This window comes from Stenotrophomonas maltophilia R551-3 (assembly GCF_000020665.1).
Classification (GTDB): Bacteria; Pseudomonadota; Gammaproteobacteria; order Xanthomonadales; family Xanthomonadaceae; genus Stenotrophomonas; species Stenotrophomonas maltophilia_L.
In genome coordinates, this window is the sequence record NC_011071.1 from 1812344 (window position 1) to 1829411 (window position 17068).

At 66.0% G+C, this 17068-nt stretch carries 15 protein-coding genes; 9 read left to right on the forward strand and 6 right to left on the reverse strand.

Features of this window, described 5'->3' with window-relative positions:
• Nucleotides 1–17: 17 nt before the first annotated feature.
• A complete protein-coding gene (locus tag SMAL_RS08295; RefSeq protein WP_012510766.1) occupies nucleotides 18–611 on the reverse strand; it encodes an LOG family protein in 594 nt (197 codons plus the stop codon).
• A 190-nt stretch (nucleotides 612–801) separates the two neighbouring features.
• Nucleotides 802–2298 carry an aminotransferase class III-fold pyridoxal phosphate-dependent enzyme gene (locus tag SMAL_RS08300; protein ID WP_004153292.1) on the reverse strand — a complete coding sequence of 499 codons (1497 nt, stop codon included), beginning with the start codon at nucleotides 2296–2298 and terminating at the stop codon, nucleotides 802–804.
• A 210-nt stretch (nucleotides 2299–2508) separates the two neighbouring features.
• Here SMAL_RS08300 and queA point away from each other — a divergent pair, with 210 nt between their 5' ends.
• The 6 genes from queA (at nucleotide 2509) to fabV (ending at nucleotide 10202) form a co-directional block, all read left to right on the forward strand.
• Complete coding sequence (gene queA / locus SMAL_RS08305; RefSeq protein WP_041864505.1) at nucleotides 2509–3576, forward strand: tRNA preQ1(34) S-adenosylmethionine ribosyltransferase-isomerase QueA; 1068 nt, start codon at nucleotides 2509–2511, stop codon at nucleotides 3574–3576.
• 126 nt (nucleotides 3577–3702) lie between these two features.
• The gene (gene tgt, locus SMAL_RS08310; protein WP_012510768.1) at nucleotides 3703–4833 is read left to right on the forward strand and encodes a tRNA guanosine(34) transglycosylase Tgt; all 1131 of its coding nucleotides are present in this window, start codon (nucleotides 3703–3705) and stop codon (nucleotides 4831–4833) included.
• Between the two features lie 134 nt (nucleotides 4834–4967).
• Nucleotides 4968–5312: a preprotein translocase subunit YajC gene (gene yajC, locus SMAL_RS08315; protein ID WP_012510769.1), complete on the forward strand. Its 345-nt coding sequence runs from the start codon at nucleotides 4968–4970 to the stop codon at nucleotides 5310–5312.
• A 61-nt stretch (nucleotides 5313–5373) separates the two neighbouring features.
• Nucleotides 5374–7230, forward strand: a complete 1857-nt coding sequence (gene secD, locus SMAL_RS08320) for a protein translocase subunit SecD (protein WP_012510770.1) — start codon at nucleotides 5374–5376, stop codon at nucleotides 7228–7230.
• A gap of 15 nt (nucleotides 7231–7245) precedes the next feature.
• Nucleotides 7246–8226 carry a protein translocase subunit SecF gene (secF, locus tag SMAL_RS08325; protein ID WP_004153298.1) on the forward strand — a complete coding sequence of 327 codons (981 nt, stop codon included), beginning with the start codon at nucleotides 7246–7248 and terminating at the stop codon, nucleotides 8224–8226.
• Nucleotides 8227–8942: 716 nt separating this feature from the next.
• Nucleotides 8943–10202, forward strand: a complete 1260-nt coding sequence (gene fabV, locus SMAL_RS08330; protein ID WP_012510771.1) for an enoyl-ACP reductase FabV — start codon at nucleotides 8943–8945, stop codon at nucleotides 10200–10202.
• A gap of 111 nt (nucleotides 10203–10313) precedes the next feature.
• Here fabV and SMAL_RS08335 read toward each other — a convergent pair whose 3' ends face one another.
• From SMAL_RS08335 to SMAL_RS08345, 3 genes are all read right to left on the reverse strand, one after another.
• Complete coding sequence (locus tag SMAL_RS08335) at nucleotides 10314–12383, reverse strand: EAL domain-containing response regulator (RefSeq protein ID WP_012510772.1); 2070 nt, start codon at nucleotides 12381–12383, stop codon at nucleotides 10314–10316.
• Between the two features lie 91 nt (nucleotides 12384–12474).
• Complete coding sequence (locus SMAL_RS08340; RefSeq protein WP_012510773.1) at nucleotides 12475–13659, reverse strand: BaiN/RdsA family NAD(P)/FAD-dependent oxidoreductase; 1185 nt, start codon at nucleotides 13657–13659, stop codon at nucleotides 12475–12477.
• Nucleotides 13656–14204, reverse strand: coding sequence for a YaeQ family protein (locus SMAL_RS08345; RefSeq protein ID WP_012510774.1), 549 nt, complete (start codon nucleotides 14202–14204; stop codon nucleotides 13656–13658). The genes SMAL_RS08340 and SMAL_RS08345 overlap by 4 nt, the downstream gene beginning before the upstream one ends.
• Before the next feature lie 123 nt (nucleotides 14205–14327).
• Between SMAL_RS08345 and SMAL_RS08350 the strand changes: the two genes are divergently transcribed.
• Complete coding sequence (locus SMAL_RS08350; protein ID WP_012510775.1) at nucleotides 14328–15206, forward strand: pseudouridine synthase; 879 nt, start codon at nucleotides 14328–14330, stop codon at nucleotides 15204–15206.
• Nucleotides 15207–15212: 6 nt separating this feature from the next.
• Here the strand turns inward: SMAL_RS08350 and SMAL_RS08355 are convergent, their stop codons facing one another.
• Nucleotides 15213–15701, reverse strand: a complete 489-nt coding sequence (locus tag SMAL_RS08355) for a YaiI/YqxD family protein (RefSeq protein WP_012510776.1) — start codon at nucleotides 15699–15701, stop codon at nucleotides 15213–15215.
• A gap of 301 nt (nucleotides 15702–16002) precedes the next feature.
• Here SMAL_RS08355 and SMAL_RS08360 point away from each other — a divergent pair, with 301 nt between their 5' ends.
• Together SMAL_RS08360 and SMAL_RS08365 are read left to right on the forward strand one after the other, a co-directional pair.
• Nucleotides 16003–16212, forward strand: a complete 210-nt coding sequence (locus SMAL_RS08360) for a cold-shock protein (RefSeq protein WP_004153307.1) — start codon at nucleotides 16003–16005, stop codon at nucleotides 16210–16212.
• Between the two features lie 154 nt (nucleotides 16213–16366).
• Complete coding sequence (locus tag SMAL_RS08365; protein WP_012510777.1) at nucleotides 16367–17056, forward strand: glutathione S-transferase family protein; 690 nt, start codon at nucleotides 16367–16369, stop codon at nucleotides 17054–17056.
• The last annotated feature ends 12 nt before the right edge of the window (nucleotides 17057–17068 follow it).

The following is a 17068-nucleotide window of genomic DNA, read 5'->3' on the forward strand; positions in this document are numbered from 1 at the left end:
CGCCGCGCAGGGAAGCATCAGCGCAGGGCGGCGCGACGCTTTTCGTCGATCCACTTCGAGGCCTGGGCCGGCTGGTAGTTCTTCATCCACGCCAGCATTTCTTCGATGTCCGAGCCGTACCACAGGTCCTGGCGCTGGTCCGGGTGCAGGAAGCGCTCTTCCACCATGCGATCGATCATGCCGATCAGCGGTGCGTAGAAGCCTTCCACGTCGAGGAACGCGCACGGCTTGTTGCCGATGCCCAGCTGGCGCCAGGTCAGCATCTCGAAGATTTCTTCCATGGTGCCGAAGCCGCCGGGCAGGGTGACGAAGCCATCGGCCAGGTCGAACATGCGCGACTTGCGCTCATGCATTGAGCCTACGATTTCCAGTTCGGTGAGGCCGCGATGTGCCACTTCCCAGTCGGCCAGCTGGCGCGGAATCACGCCGGTCACTTCGCCGCCGGCAGCGAGCACGGCATTGGCCACGGTTCCCATCAGACCGACGTTCCCGCCGCCGTACACCAGGCGCATGCCGTCGCGGGCGATGCGGTCGCCCAGGGCAAGGGCGCGTTCGGTATAGGCCGGCTTGCTGCCAGCGTTGGAACCACAGTACACACAGATCGATTTCATGGATCTTCCTGTCTCTTGGCCGGAAACGAAAACGCCCCGTCGCCGACCGCAGAGCGGTCAGGGACGGGGTGTCTATGGATTATGGACTTTCGCGGTTGCCGTCTGTAGAGCCGAACCGCGCTCGGCTGTTCTTCGTTCAGATCGCGGCAACGGTAGAGTCGAGCAAGCTCGACTCTACAAAGAACGGGGCTTACGCCGCGGCGGCCTGCTCGCGGCGCGGACCTTCACGCAGGGCGCGGCCGACCAGGCCCACCAGCAGGTCCAGCTCCTCGCTGTCCATGCCGAAGTGCGGAGTGAAGCGCAGCGAGTTCTCGCCACCGTGGATCACGTTGATGCCGTGCTGGCGCAGCCATTCCTCGGTGGAATTGGCGCCGTAGCACTTGAACTGCGGGGCCAGCTCGCAGGAGAACAGCAGGCCGGTGCCCTGCACCTTGGTGATCAGGCCGCCCAGTTCGCCCTTGAGCTGCTCCAGCTTGCGCACCGCCTCGGCACCGCGTTCGGCGATGTTGGCGCGCACCTGCGGGGTCAGCTGGGCCAGGGTGGCGCAGGCCACGTCCAGCGCACGTGGGTTGCTGGTCATGGTGTTGCCGTAGATGCCCTTGCGGTACAGCTGCGCGGCATGCTCGGTCACGGCCAGCACCGACAGCGGGTACTGCGCGGCGTTGAGCGCCTTGGAATAGGTTTCCATGTCCGGCGGATCGAGGCCTTCAAAGCCCGGGTAGTCGACCACCGACAGCACGCCATGCGCGCGCAGGCCGGCCTGGATCGAGTCCAGCAGCAACAGGCTGCCATGGGCACGGGTCAGTTCGCGGGCCACCGCATAGAACGACGGCGGCACCGAACGGCCCGGGTCGCCTTCGCCCATCACCGGCTCCAGGAACACCGCCTCGATGAACCACTGGTTGCGTGCGGCGTCCTCGAACACCTTGCGCAGGCCGGCTTCGTCGTACGGCGCCACGGTGATCACCGAGTCCTCGCCACGGTAGCTGGCCAGGTGCTGCATGTAGCTCTTGCGGCTGGAATCGGAATACAGGGCAGGGCGGTCGGTGCGGCCATGGAAGCTGCCCTTGACCACCACGCGCTTGATCGCAGCACCGGCGTGGCGTGCGCCGGGGTCGGTCTGCAGCTTGGCGTTGACGTCGGCGATGCGCGCGGCCAGGCCGACCGCCTCGGAACCGGAATTCAGGCACATGAAACGGGTGAACGGGCAACCGCCACGGCGGTGGCCGATCTCGGCACGCAGGGCGGTGATGAAGCGCTGCTGCGACAGGCTGGGGGTCATGATGTTGGCCATCACCTGCGGGCGGGCCATTGCCTCCAGCACGGCGTCCGGGGTGTGCCCGAAGCCGAGCATGCCGTAGCCGCCGGCGTCGTACAGCACGGCGCCCTTCAGGGTGACCACCCAGGGGCCGCGTGCGGCCAGTGCCACGTACGGAGTTACCGCGTCATCGGCATAGAAATTGACGAAGCCGTCCTGCATCGCGTCGATCTGCGCCTGTTCGTCCTGCGCCAGCAGCGGCCCCAGGTCGGCCTGCACGCGCGCGAATTCCTCGGCGGCGGCGTCCACCGCGGCGATCAGCTGCGGGTGGTTGGCGGACAGGGCGGTCAGGGTGGCATCGTCCAGGCCGGAGGTGAGGCGGGTGCCGGGCTGGCTGCGCAGGGGGGCGAGGCGTTCGATGAAGCTCATTGCAGATCTCCTGAAACAATGGGTCGCACGGGTCTTCAAAAGCAAAACGCGCGTCATCACGCGCGCTTGGGGCAGGCTCGTGCAGCGGACTTCCAACTCGATGCTAGCACTTGTTTTTTTGCGCGATAACCCCGCGGAAACCTGCTGCATAGCAGCATTTTGCGCGACGTTCGCCGCGAAGCGCGCTGGCTCGCAGACGCTGGACGTACAATGCGCGCCATTGTCGACCTGTTGCCGCCCACTGCCTTGAAGAAGTCCGATTTCAACTACAACCTGCCGGCTGAACTGATTGCGCAGGCGCCCCTGGCCGAGCGTTCCGCAAGCCGCCTGCTGCTGGTGCCTCCGGCGCCCGATGCCTTCACCGACCTGCAGGTGCGCGACCTGCCGTCGCTGCTGCAGCCTGGCGACCTGCTGGTGTTCAACGACACCCGGGTGATCCCGGCGCGCCTGTTCGGGCAGAAGGCCAGTGGCGGCCGCGTCGAGATCCTGATCGAGCGCCTGCTCGGCGGCCAGCAGGCACGTGCCCAGGTGGGCGCCAGCAAGTCGCCCAAGGCCGGCAGCCGCATCGCCCTGGATGCCGGTGGCGAAGCCGAGGTGCTGGGCCGCGACGGCGAGTTCTATGTGCTGCAATTCCATGTGCCGGAATCGCTGGAGCAGTGGCTGCTGCACGCCGGTCGCCTGCCGCTGCCGCCGTACATCCAGCGCGAGCCGGGCATGGACGACCGCGAGCGCTACCAGACCGTATTCGCGCGCGAAGTGGGCGCGGTGGCGGCGCCGACAGCCGGCCTGCATTTCGACGAACCGCTGCTGGCCGCGCTGAAGGACAAGGGCGTGGACTTCGGCCACGTCACGCTGCACGTGGGTGCGGGTACGTTCCAGCCGGTGCGTGCCGATGACCTGAAGGACCACGTGATGCACCGCGAGTGGCTGAACGTGGGTGCCGAGCTGGTGCAGCAGGTACGGCGCACGCGCGCCGCCGGCGGCCGGGTGATCGGCGTCGGTACCACCGTGGTGCGCGCGCTGGAAAGCGCGATGCGCGATGGCGAACTGCTGCCGTTTGCTGGTGAAACGCAGATCTTCATCACCCCGGGCTACCGCATCCGCAGCGTCGACGCGATGGTGACCAACTTCCATCTGCCGGAAAGCACGCTGCTGATGATGATTTCCGCGTTCGCCGGCAAGGAGCGCGTGTTCGAGGCCTACCAGCACGCGATCGCGCAGCGCTACCGCTTCTTCAGCTACGGCGACGCGATGCTGTTGTTCCCGCAGGCGGGGTAGGGTAGCGCCGGGCCATGCCCGGCGAGCACGCTGTGCGGCCCAGGAGCCGCCGGGCATGGCCCGGCGCTACCTGTAGATGCCGCGTTTGGGGGACAATAGACAACTATTTGCCCGAATGACCGCTCCATGTCCCGATTGCAGTTCCAGCTCCAGACCCGCGACGGCCGCGCCCGCCGTGGCCGCCTGACCTTCCCGCGTGGCACGGTGGAAACGCCGGCCTTCATGCCGGTGGGTACCTATGGCTCGGTCAAGGGCATCCTGCCGGACCAGGTGCGTGCGCTGGGCGCCGAGATCATCCTCGGCAATACCTTCCACCTGTACCTGCGGCCGGGCCTGGACATCATCGCCGACCACGGCGGCCTGCACGGCTTCTGCCGCTGGGATGGCCCGATCCTGACCGACTCCGGCGGCTTCCAGGTGTTCTCGCTGGCCCATCGCCGCAAGATCACCGAACAGGGCGTGACCTTCGCTTCGCCAACCGACGGTGCCCGCGTGTTCCTGGGCCCGGAAGAGAGCATGAAGATCCAGAAGGTGCTCGATTCGGACGTGGTGATGATCTTCGACGAGTGCACCCCGTACCCGGCCACCGAGGATGTCGCCCGCCGTTCGATGGAGCTGAGCCTGCGCTGGGCCCAGCGCAGCCGCAACGCGCATGACGAGCTGGGCAACGACGCGGCCCTGTTCGGCATCGTCCAGGGCGGCGTGCACACCGACCTGCGCAGCCGCTCGGCCGATGCCCTGCAGGCGATCGGTTTCGACGGCTATGCCATCGGCGGCCTGGCCGTGGGCGAGCCCGAAGACGAGCGCAACGCCATGCTCGACCACCTGGACCCGGAACTGCCCGCCGACCGCCCGCGCTACCTGATGGGCGTGGGCCGGCCGGAGGACCTGGTCGAGGGTGTCGCACGTGGCGTGGACATGTTCGACTGCGTGATGCCCACCCGCAACGCGCGCAACGGCCACTATTTCACCTCGTTCGGCACCGTTCGCATCCGTAATTCCCAGTACGCGCGCGACATGGACCCGATCGAGCCGGGCTGCGGCTGCGTGGCCTGCACCGGCGGCTACACCCGGTCCTACCTGCGCCACCTGGACCGCTGCAACGAGATGCTGGCGCCGATGCTGGGCACCCTGCACAACCTGTTCTATTACGAAAAGCTCATGGCCGACATCCGCGCGGCGATCGAGGCGGGAACCTTCCTGGCCTTCCGTGAGTCTTTCTACGCGGCACGCGGGGCGGTAGCGCCGCCCCTGTAACCCGAACACCCCCTGCCAAACGGCCCAAGGACGAATGCCCGGGGCCGTGGCATACTTCAAGGCTGACCCAGATCCGCGGTCGACACGCCGTGCCCGTGAAAGGGCCGGAGCGCCGCCCAACCAAAGGACCAACGATGAACCTGCTTGCCTTCCTGATTCCCGCCGCCCACGCCCAGGCCGCCGGCGGCCAACCGCAGGGCATGGGCCTGACCACGCTGCTGTTCCCGGTCATCCTGATCGCCATCATGTACTTCCTGATGATCCGCCCGCAGATGAAGCGGCAGAAGGAGCACAAGTCCATGCTGGAGAAGATCAAGCGTGGCGACGAAGTGCTGACCAACGGCGGCATCGCCGGCAAGGTCACCGACATCGGCGACAACTTCGTCACCATCGAAGTGGCCGAGAACGTGCGCATCCGCGTGCAGAAGGGCGCTGTTGGCAGCGTGCTGCCGACCGGCACCCTGGATTCGGCCAAGTAAGCCACTCCCTTTCCGAAGCACAACCGCGGCGCCGGGGATGGCGCCGCGCGGGACCCAAGCAATGCTCGAATTTCCACGCTGGAAGTACGTCGTCATCCTGATCGTACTGGCGCTCAGCGCGCTGTACGCGCTGCCCAACATCTACCAGAAGGACCCGGCCATCCAGATCACCGCCAACCGTGGCGGGCAGATCGACGATGCGCTGCGTGACCGTGTGCTGGCCGACCTGAAGAAGGCCGGCGTGGACGCCGTTGGTGCCGAGAAGGAAGGGGAGAGCCTGATTGTCCGCCTGCCGGACCTGAAGGCGCAGTCCGCTGCCAGCGACGCCCTGCGTGACACCGTCGGTGAGAACTACACCGTGGCCCTGAACCTGGCCTCGACCGTGCCGGACTGGCTGGCCAACCTCGGCGGTCGCCCCATGGTGCTGGGCCTGGACCTGCAGGGTGGCGTGCACTTCGTGCTGCAGGTCGACCAGAAGGCCGCCCTGGACAAGCGTCTGGATGCCTACACCGAAGACGTGCGCAGCACCCTGCGTGATGCGCGCATCCCGTACCAGTCGGTGGAACGCCGCGCTGACAACAGCATCGTGGCCAACCTGAGCCCGTCCGCTGGTGACGATGCCGCGCAGCGCGCCCGTGCCGCCCTGGTCAAGGCGCAGCCGACCCTCGGCTACGACGTCAGTGGCAACCGCATCACGGTGACCGTGCCGGAAACCGAGATCACCCAGATCGCCAACGGTGCCATCGAACAGAACATCAACACCCTGCGCAACCGTGTGAACCAGCTCGGCGTGGCCGAGCCGATCATCCAGCGCCAGGGTGCCGACCGCGTGGTCGTGCAGCTGCCGGGCGTGCAGGACACCGCCGAAGCCAAGCGCATGATCGGCGCCACCGCCACCCTGGAGTACCGTGCGGTGGTCGAGGGCAATGCGCAGGACGCCATCACCGCCGGCCGCATCCCGCCGGAAGCGAAGGTCTACCAGCAGCGTGATGGCCGCGGCCCGATCCTGCTGAACAAGCGCGTGATCGTCACCGGTGACCAGATGGTCGGCGCGCAGGCGGTAACCGATTCGAACAGTGGCTCACCGGCGGTCAGCGTGACGCTGAACAATGTCGGCGGCCAGCGCATGTTCGACTTCACCAGTGCCAACGTGAACAAGCCGATGGCGGTGGTCTACACCGAGCGCGTGCCGACCGTGACCGTCGTTGACGGCCAGGAAGTGCGTGGCTTCAAGGTCAACGAGGAAGTGATCTCGGTGGCCAACATCAATGGCGTGTTCGGCAAGAACTTCCAGACCACCGGACTGCAGAAGAAGGAAGCCGAGGACCTGGCCAAGCTGCTGAAGTCCGGCTCGCTGGCCGCGCCGATGGACTTCGTCGAAGAGCGCGTGGTCGGCCCGAGCCTGGGTGCCGAGAACGTCAAGAACGGTATGCGCGCGGTCGTGTTCGCGTTCCTGTTCACCCTGGTGTTCTTCAGCGTCTACTACCGCATGTTCGGCGTGATCACCTCGATCGCGATGCTGTTCAACCTGCTGATCGTGGTGGCGGTGATGTCGCTGTTCGGCGCGACCATGACCCTGCCGGGCTTCGCCGGCCTGGCGTTGTCGGTCGGCCTGTCGGTGGACGCCAACGTGCTGATCAACGAACGTATCCGTGAAGAACTGCGTGCCGGCGTGCCGGGCAAGACCGCGATCGTGACCGGTTACGAACGTGCTTCGGGCACCATCCTCGACGCCAACCTGACCGGCCTGATCGTCGGTGTGGCGCTGTTCGCATTCGGTACCGGTCCGCTGAAGGGCTTCGCGCTGACCATGATCATCGGTATTTTCGCCTCCATGTTCACCGCGATCACCGTGTCGCGTGCACTGGCGACGCTGATCTACGGCCGCCGCAAGAAGCTCCAGAACGTGGCCATCTGACGGGACGACACGCACATGAAACTGTTTCCGCTGCACATCCTCCCGAACGACACCAAGATCGACTTCATGCGCTGGCGCCATGTCGCGATGGTCGTCACGATCATCGTGTTCCTGGCCTCGATCTCCATCATCGGCTTCAAGGGCTTCAACTACGCCCTGGACTTCACCGGCGGCACCCTGATCGAAGCCCGCTTCGACAAGGCGGTGGACGTCGAGCAGGTCCGTACCAAGCTCGAAGAGAACGGCTTCGACGGCGCCCAGGTACAGAGCGTCGGTGGCAACACCGACCTGCTGATCCGCCTGGCCCCGCACGGTGAGCACGCCCCGGGTACCGGCGATGCCGCGCACGAGGACAAGGCCACCGCCGCGGCCGTGGTGAAGGCGCTGTCCACCGCCGACAACCAGGCTACGGTGCTGCGCAATGAGTTCGTGGGTCCGCAGATCGGCAAGGACCTGGCGATGAATGGCCTGTACGCCACCATCTTCATGCTGGCCGGCTTCCTGATCTACATCGCCGTGCGCTTCGAATGGAAGTTCGCGGTCACCGCCAGCATCGTGGCGATGTTCGACCTGATCGTGACGGTGGCTTATGTGTCCCTGCTGGGCCGTGAGTTCGACCTGACCGTGCTGGCCGGCCTGCTGTCGGTGATGGGCTTCGCGATCAACGACATCATCGTGGTCTTCGATCGCGTCCGCGAGAACTTCCGCAGCCTGCGCGTGGACTCGATGGAAGTGCTGAACCGTTCGATCAACCAGACGCTGTCGCGTACGGTGATCACCGCGGTGATGTTCTTCCTGTCGGCGCTTGCCCTGTACATGTACGGCGGCAGCTCGATGGAAGGCCTGGCCGAGACGCACATGATCGGCGCGGTGATCGTCGTGCTGTCCTCGATCCTGGTGGCGGTGCCGATGCTGACGATCGGTTTCCTGCGCGTCAGCAAGCAGGACCTGCTGCCGAAGGCGAAGGACGTCGAGGCCCTGGCCCGTCGCCCGTAAGCACCTGCTGTATGCAGCACACAGAGAACCCCGCGCAAGCGGGGTTTTTTGTTGGCAGGGCTGCGCCCTGCACCCGCTCAATGCAACGGCAACGGCAACGGCAACGTCAAAAGCCGGAGCTGGCTTTCTGCTGGTTGGGCGGGGCCATGTGGGTTGGCAGGACACGCCGTAAACCCGTCCTTGGGGGCTCGATGGCGCCATCCATGGCGCCAACGGTCCTGCCAACCCACATGGCCCCACCTCTGACAGATTCCGGCGGCTGTTGGTAGGTGTCGACCTTGGTCGACACATCTGTCTGATATTGAACAATCAAGATGGGGTCAGATCCGTTTTCCTTCGGAAAACGGATCTGACCCCCAAGAACTGCCCTGACAGATCGCGGAAATCTGTCGAAGGCGGGGTGGGTCCGGTTGAGGGGGCGTGAGCCGCATGGATGCGGCGACCGAGCTTACATGGATGTACTTGCAGCGTCCCCCTCAACCGGACCCACCCCGCCAACCCACAGGAACCCAGTTTTTGACGTTGCTCCGGCTCTGGTCGTTGCTCCGGCCTCTGCAGGTGCAGGGTGCAACCCTGCAAAACAAACTCCACCCTACGCCAGCGTCGGTTGTGCAATCTTCCCCCGCGCACTACGATCCTGCGGTTCGCGCGCGCAGGCGCGCGCCCGTATTCCTGCTGAGCGCCCCGCGCGCCGCATCTGCCAACCCGAGGTATCCATGGTCATCAAACCGCGCGTCCGCGGCTTCATCTGTGTCACCACCCACCCGACCGGCTGCGAGGCCGCGGTCAAACAGCAGATCGACTACATCCGTGCGCGCCCGCCGATCCAGAACGGCCCCAAGCGCGTGCTGGTGATCGGTGCCTCCACCGGCTACGGCCTGGCGGCGCGCATCACCGCGGCGTTCGGTAGCGGCGCGGCGACCCTGGGCATCTTCTTCGAGCGCCCGGGCAGCGAAACCAAGCCGGGTACCGCGGGCTGGTACAACTCCGCCGCGTTCCACAAATACGCCGACGAAGCCGGCCTGTACGCCAAGAGCATCAACGGCGATGCCTTCTCCGATGAAGTGAAGGCCAAGACCATCGAGATGATCAAGGCCGATCTCGGCCAGGTGGATCAGGTGGTCTACAGCCTGGCCGCGCCGCGTCGCAAGCATCCCAAGACCGGCGAAATCATCAGCTCGACGCTGAAGCCGATCGGCGAGCCGATCACCCTGCGCGGGCTGGACACCGACAAGGAAGTGCTGACCGAGACCCACCTGCAGCCGGCCACGGCCGAGGAAATCGCCGGCACGGTCGCGGTGATGGGTGGCGAGGACTGGCAGATGTGGATCGAGGCGCTGGCCGATGCCGGCGTGCTGGCCAACGGCTGCACCACCACTGCCTTCACCTACGTGGGCGAAGAGATCACCCAGGCCATTTACTGGAACGGTTCGATCGGCGCGGCCAAGAAAGACCTGGACACCAAGGTGCTGAGCCTGCGCGAGAAGTTGGCCAAGATCGGTGGCGACGCCCGGGTGTCGGTGCTGAAGGCGGTGGTCACCCAGGCCAGCTCGGCCATTCCGACCATGCCGCTGTACCTGTCGCTGCTGTTCAAGGTGATGAAGGAAAAGGGCACGCACGAAGGCTGCATCGAACAGCTCGATGTGCTCTACGACATCCTCTACGGTGCCAGCGCCGATGGTGTGGCGGTCGATCGCCTGCGCCACGACCTGGTTGATGGTGACGGCAACAAGGTCACGCTCATCGACGAAGAAGGCCGCCTGCGTGCGGACTACAAGGAAATGGCGGCGGACGTGCAGGGCAAGGTCGTTGCGCTGTGGCCGCAGGTGACCACTGAGAACCTGTACGAGATCAGCGACCTGGCCGGTTACAAGGCCGACTTCCTGCGCCTGTTTGGTTTTGGCGTGGACGGCGTCGACTACGAGGCCGACGTCAATCCGGACGTGAAGATCGACAACCTGGTCGATCTGACCTGATCAAGCAAAAGGCCGGCGAAAGCCGGCCTTCTTGTTTCGGTAGCGCCGGGCCATGCCCGGCGGATGACTGGCAGGCCGCTGCGCTCGCCGGGCATGGCCCGGCGCTACCGGTCACCCGAACTCGAAGCCCATTTCCGCCAGCGCGGGGCCGACAAAGTCGCCCTGCACATAGTCCACGCCGGCGCTGAACAGCAGGGTCATCGAGTTGGCATCGCTGACGAACTCGGCGATGGTGCGGATGCCGGCTTCCTGCGCACGCGCGGTGATCTGGCTGATGCGATCGATGTTCTCGCGGGTGGCCGCCAGATCGCTGGTGAAACCGCGGTCCAGCTTGAGGAACTGCGGCTGGAAGTGGGCCAGCAGCTGGAACGAATCCAGCCCCGAGCCGAACTGCTCCAGGCCGATCCGGCAACCCAGCGGTGCCACTTCGGCAAGGAACTGCTGGGCGCTGCGCAGGTGGGTGAACACCTTCGCTTCCGGCGCATGCAGCCACAGCCGCTCGCCAGGCACACCCTGTGCCTGCAGCTCACGGCGAAGGGTGGCGATCATCTGCGGGTCGTCGAACGATTCCGGGGTCACCTTCACCAGCATCTGGGTGGCATGCCCTTCGCGGGCGCGCTGGCCAAGCACGGCGATCGCCTGCGAGACCACCCAGCGGTTGATGTCGGCCAGCAGGCCGTGCTCCTCGGCGATGCCCAGGAACGCAGTCGGGCTCAGCAGTTCGCCGTTATGCTCCAGGCGCAGATACGCCTCGTACAGCTCCAGTGACTCGCCCTGCAGGTTCAGTACCGGCTGGTAGTGCAGCTGGAAGCCGTCGCCAGCCAGTGCTTCACGGATGCGCGCGACCCAGCGCAGCACGCGTTCTTCCTCCACGCGGTCAGCGGCGGCCGGGTCGAAGATGCGGCAGGTGTTGCCCAGCTCGGCGGCGGCATGCGTGCATTCGCTGGCGCGCGCCAGTACCTGGCCGATGCTGGCGATCTTCTCGCCCACCTGCACGCCGCCGATGCTCACCGTCACCGTGGCCGAGCGGGCGCCGATGCTGAACACATGCGCGGCGTAGGCCTCGCGGATGCGCTCGGCCAGCGCCACGGTCTGCGCATACGGGCCGGCCTGCAGCACGGCGAAATTGTGCTCGCCGAAACGGGCCAGTTGCGCATCCTCGCCCACCACTTCGGCCAGCAGGCCGGCGAGGGCGCCGATCAGGGTGTCGGCCGACGCCAAGCCGATGTCCGGCAGCAGGCGCGCATAGTGGTCCGGCTCGATCAGCAGCAGGCCGAACTGGCCTTCGCTGCGCCCGGCCTGGGCTACCGCGCTTTCCAGCTGCAGCATGAAGGTCGGGCGGTTGAGCAGGCCGGTGACCTGGTCGCGCTGGCGCAGGTCCTCGACCTCGCGCGCCAGTTCCGGGTCGAACTCCATGCGGCGGCGGAGCACCACCTGCAGGCAGGACTCGCCTTCATAGGTGGCGGCAGTGAATTCCATCGTCGCCGGAAACGCGCTGCCGTCCTCGTGACGGGCATCGAGCTGGTACTGCGGCGGCGGCGCCTCGCCACGGCTCAGGCCCTTCAGCAGCTGCTTGAAGCCCTCCACGTGCTGGGCGGCGACCATGTCCAGCAGGGAGATGCCTTCGATGTCGTCGAAATGCTCGTAGCCGAACATCTCCAGGTAGGCATCGTTGGCGCGGATGTGCATGCCTTCGTGCACGTAGGCGATGGGATCGCGCGAGGAGGCGATCAACGCATCGCAGCGGCGCTCTGTCTCGCGCATCTGAGCCTCGATGCGGCGCAGGCCGCGACGCGCCTGCAGGTCCACCCACTGGTCACGGATCACCGCAAGCAGATGCTCGGGGCGCTGGCGCAGGGCGAGGGCGCGTATACCATGGCTGCTGGCCTGCACCAGCTCGTCCTCGTCGATGCGCTCGGCCAGCAGCACCAGCGGAATGTCCTTGCCGCTGGCAGCGATATGTTGTGCGGCCAACGGCAGTGGAATGCCCTGCGAGGGTGACGCCAGCACCAGGTCGATGGCCTGGCTGGCCAGCACCTGCGCCAGTTCGGCCGCGTCCTGCGGGCGCCATGGGCGCACCGCGATGCCGCTGTTGCGCAGGGTGCTGACGATGGCTTCGGCATTCTCGCCGCTGTCGTCGACGATCAGCAGGCGGATGGTGATGTCGTTCGCGTTCTGCATGCACTGCTCCCCAATCTGCGAACCTAGATACACGATGCGCGGCGAACCGTCCATGCGCGCACCCCTTGCGCGCATCGAACGGCGATGTGGTTCACACCACGCCGCCGGCCGCGTGGCCGCTGGCCCAGGCCCACTGGAAGTTGTAGCCGCCCAGCCAGCCGGTCACATCCAGCACCTCACCGACGAAATGCAGGCCGGGCACGCGCTTGGATTCCAGCGTCGAAGACGAGACTTCGGCCGTATCCACGCCGCCCAGGGTGACTTCGGCGGTGCGGTAGCCCTCGGTGCCACTGGCCACCAGCGGGAACGCGCCCAGCAACTGTGCAGCCTGGCGCAGCACCGGCTCGTCCAGCTGGCGTACCGGGCGGTCGGGCAGCCAGTGCTCGCACAGGCGCTGTGCCAGCCGCTTCGGCAGCACCTCGCCCAGCACCGTGCGCAGTTCGGCGGCGGGGCGCTCCTGCTTCATCTGGCGCAGCCAGTCGCCGGCATCCTGGCCAGGCAACAGGTCCAGCTCCAGCGCGTCACCGGGTTGCCAGAACGACGAGATCTGCAGGATCGCCGGGCCACTCACACCGCGGTGGGTCAGCAGCATGAAGTTCTGGAAGCTCTTTCCATTGCAGCGTGCCTCGATCGGCAGCGCCACACCGCTGAGATCGGCCAACCGCTCCTGGTGCTTGCCGCTGAGAGTGAGCGGTACCAGTCCGGCGCGGGTCGGCAGCACCTGGTGGCCGAACTGGCGGGCGATCTCATAGCCGAAACCGGTGGCGCCAAGGCTGGGAATCGACAGGCCACCGGTGGCCACCACCAGCGAGGCGCAATGGAACAAGCCCTGCGTGGTGTGTACGCGGAAACCATCGGTGCCATGCTCGATGCGCTCTACGCTGCACTGGGTACGGATCTGCACGCCCGCCGTCTGGCATTCATCCACCAGCATCTTCACGATCTGCTTGGACGAAATGTCGCAGAACAGCTGGCCCAGCTCTTTTTCGTGATACGCAATGCCGTGCTTGTTGACCAGCTCGATGAAATGCCAGGGCGTGTAGCGCGCCAGCGCCGACTTGCAGAAGTGCGGGTTGGCCGACAGGAAGTTGGCCGGGGTGGTGCCGGTGTTGGTGAAATTGCAGCGGCCACCACCGGACATCAGGATCTTCTTGCCGATCTTGTTGGCATGGTCGATCACCTGCACCTGGCGGCCGCGCTGGCCGGCCGTGATCGCGGTCATCAGCCCGGCTGCACCGGCACCGATCACCACCACATCGCAACGGATCGCGCTCATGCCTTGGCGCGCTTGCGCCAGTTCGGAATCACGTCGAGCTGGATCTGGTCGTCCAGCAGCTGCACCTCGCCGTCCTGGATCAGCACGCTCCAGCGCATCGCACGCTTGATCTGCTGGCCCCAGCGCTCGACGAAGTCGCCGTCCAGATCCACCACGGACAGGTTGTCGAAGCGTGCCAGGCCCTTGCTCTGCTTGCCCCACCAGATCTCCGAGGCGTTGCCGCCGTAGTTGATCACCTGCACCTGGCGGCTGCGGTTGCTGGCCTTGCGAATGCGCGATTCGTCCGGATGGCCCAGGTCGATCCACTGCAGGATGTCGCCGGTGTAGTCGTGTTCCCACAGGTCCGGTTCGTCATCGGTGCTCAGGCCGCGGCCGAACTCCAAGCGGTCGCCAGCGTTCAGGGCGAAGGCGAGCAGGCGCACCATCAGGCGGTCGTCGGTCTCGGACGGGTGCTGGGCCAGGGTCAGGTTGTGGGTCGCGTAATAGCCGCGATCCATGTCGCTGATCTGCAGTTCGGCCTTGCGGATGGTAGCGGTGAGAGCCATGGGGGTACCGTGGACTAAAGAGGACCATGATAGAGGTTTGCTCCGGGGGTGTCCGTGGCCGGGCTGTCTGTGCAGCGTCAACGTGGCACGCTTGGGCTCTTTTTCGTTGCCTGAGTGGACCTGATGATCCTGCCCAGCCGCCTGCAGCTTCCGCCCGGCCACTGGGCCACCCTGCTCGACGGCCTGTGCGCGCGTTTTCCGCGCATCGATCGTGAGCAATGGCAGGATCGCTTCACGCGCGGCCGGGTGCAGGACGCGCAGGGCAGGGCGCTGGCAGCGGACATGCCCTGGCAGGTGGGGCTGGAGATCCAGTATTTCCGGGAGGTGGTGGACGAGCCGGTGATCCCCTTCGCCGAGACTATCGTCCATCTCGATGCGCACCTGCTGGTGGCCGACAAGCCGCACTTCCTGCCGGTCACGCCAGCGGGAGGTTATGTGCGCGAGACGTTGCTGGCACGCCTGGTCGCGAGCACCGGTAATACCGATCTGGTGCCGCTGCATCGGCTGGACCGGCTGACTGCAGGCCTGGTGCTGTTCTCCACGCAGGCTGCATCGCGCGACGCCTACCAGCGGCTGTTCCGCGAACGCCGCATCGACAAGACCTACGAGGCGCTGGCGCCGGCACTGCCCGCGGTGACGTTCCCGCTGCATCGGCACAGCCGCCTGGCTCCGGCCGAACCGTTCTTCCGCATGGCCGAAGTGCCCGGGGAGCCCAATGCGCGCAGCCGGATCGAGCTGATCGAGGGTGAGGGACCGATCTGGCGCTATCGGCTGCTGCCGGAAACCGGCCGCAAGCACCAGCTGCGCGTGCACATGGCGATGCTGGGCGCGCCGATCGAGGGCGATGACCTGTATCCGCAGTTGCGTCAGCGGCCGGCCGGCACGGCCGAGGTGCCGCTGCAGCTGCTGGCGCAGGGGCTGGCCTTCGACGACCCGTTGAGCGGCGAGCGTCGGGTGTTCAGCAGCCAGCGCTGCCTGCGCCTGCCGGATCAGGAAGGCTAGACGCGTTCAGCGAGTCGGATGCCGCGCCAGCCAGCGGTCCAGCTCGGCCGCAAACAGCTGCCGGTCGCGTGGCCCCAATGGCGGAGGCCCCCCGGTCTGTACCCCGGCGCCGCGCAGTTCCTCCATGAAATTGCGCATCGACAGCCGTTCGGCCATGTTGTTCGGGGTGTACAGCTGGCCGCGCGGGTTCAGCGCCACTGCCTTCTTTTCCAGCACCAGTGCGGCCAGCGGGATGTCCTGGGTGACCACCAGGTCGCCGGCGGCCACCCGCTCGACGATGGCGCTGTCGGCCACGTCCAGGCCCTGCGGCACCTGGATCGAGCGCAGCCAGCGTGAGGGCGGGGTACGGATCCACTGGTTGGCGACCAGGGTCAGTTCGATCCCGACCCGTTCAGCCGCCCGGAACAGGATGTCGCGAATGACGGTGGGGCAGGCATCTGCATCCACCCAGATACGGGGGCGGGCGTGTTCAGCTTGGGTTTCAGCTTCAGTCATTTACCCAGTGTAGGGTAGGAAAAACCTGAATGGGGACTCGGGGTTAGCCGCGGAAAGGCGCCAACCCTTGCCACGCCTAGCGGGCGGCGTTTGTCGATGAACGTCCGGGCTATCGCTTTTTGCAGAAAACACGCGTATCGTTCGTCCCACTGTGTTTGCTAGGGTCACCGTGAATCGTGGCCTGGTGCAGTTGATCTCACGATCCGCTCATCGATCCGCTTTACCAACGCCTGCAACTCAGTCTCGGCCCCGATACCCGGTGGCTGCGATTTTTTCAACATGTGTTTCAGGAGTTAGTCAAATGTCTGATCGTCAGACCGGCACCGTCAAGTGGTTCAACGACGCCAAGGGCTTCGGCTTCATCACCCCGGAAAGCGGCCCGGACCTGTTTGTGCACTTCCGTGCCATCCAGGGCACCGGCTTCAAGACCCTGCAGGAAGGCCAGAAGGTTACCTTCATCGCCGTCCAGGGTCAGAAGGGTATGCAGGCTGACCAGGTGCAGGCGGTCTAATCCGTCTGCTACCGTTTGGTAGCCAGAACGCCGGAAGCGAAAGCTTCCGGCGTTTTTTATTGCCCGCTGCTTTTTGTAGAGTCGGCCATGCCCGACTCTACAAAGGGCATGCACCGTGCGCGGTACGATGCAGGTCTTCCCAAGGATCGTCCCCATGCGCATCGTCCACCATCTGGAAAACTCCCGTTCACTACGCGTGCTGTGGATGCTGGAGGAGCTGGGGCTGGACTACGAGCTGCGCCGCTATCCGCGCGATCCGAAGACGCTGCTGGCACCGCCGGAACTTCGTCAGGTGCATCCGCTGGGCAAGTCGCCGGTACTGCAGGATGGTGAACTGGTGCTGGCCGAATCCGGTGCCATCCTCGATTACCTTGCCGACCGCTACGACACCCAGCGCCAGCTGTCGCCGTCGCCGACGCCTGCTGATGGTGCCGAACGCATCGCCTACCGCTACTGGCTGCACTACGCCGAAGGCTCGGCGATGCCGCCGCTGCTGCTGACCCTGGTGATCGGTCGCATCCGCAGCGCACCGATGCCGTTCTTCGCGCGCCCGATCGCACGCAGCATCGCCGACAAGGCCGAGCGTGGCTTCATCGGCCCGCAGCGGCGTCTGCACCTGGACTGGATGGAGCGCCGCCTCACCGAAAGCCCGTGGTTCGCCGGCGAGCGCTTCAGTGCCGCCGACATCCAGATGAGCTTCCCGATCCAGGCTGCCGCTGCGCGCGGTGGTGGCCTCGACGACAAGCCGGCACTGCGTGGCTTCCTCAAGCGCATCGGTGAACGCCCGGCCTATCAGCGCGCGGAGGCCCACGGCGGTCACCTGCAGGCACTCAGCGGCAATTGAGGAGGGTGGCCG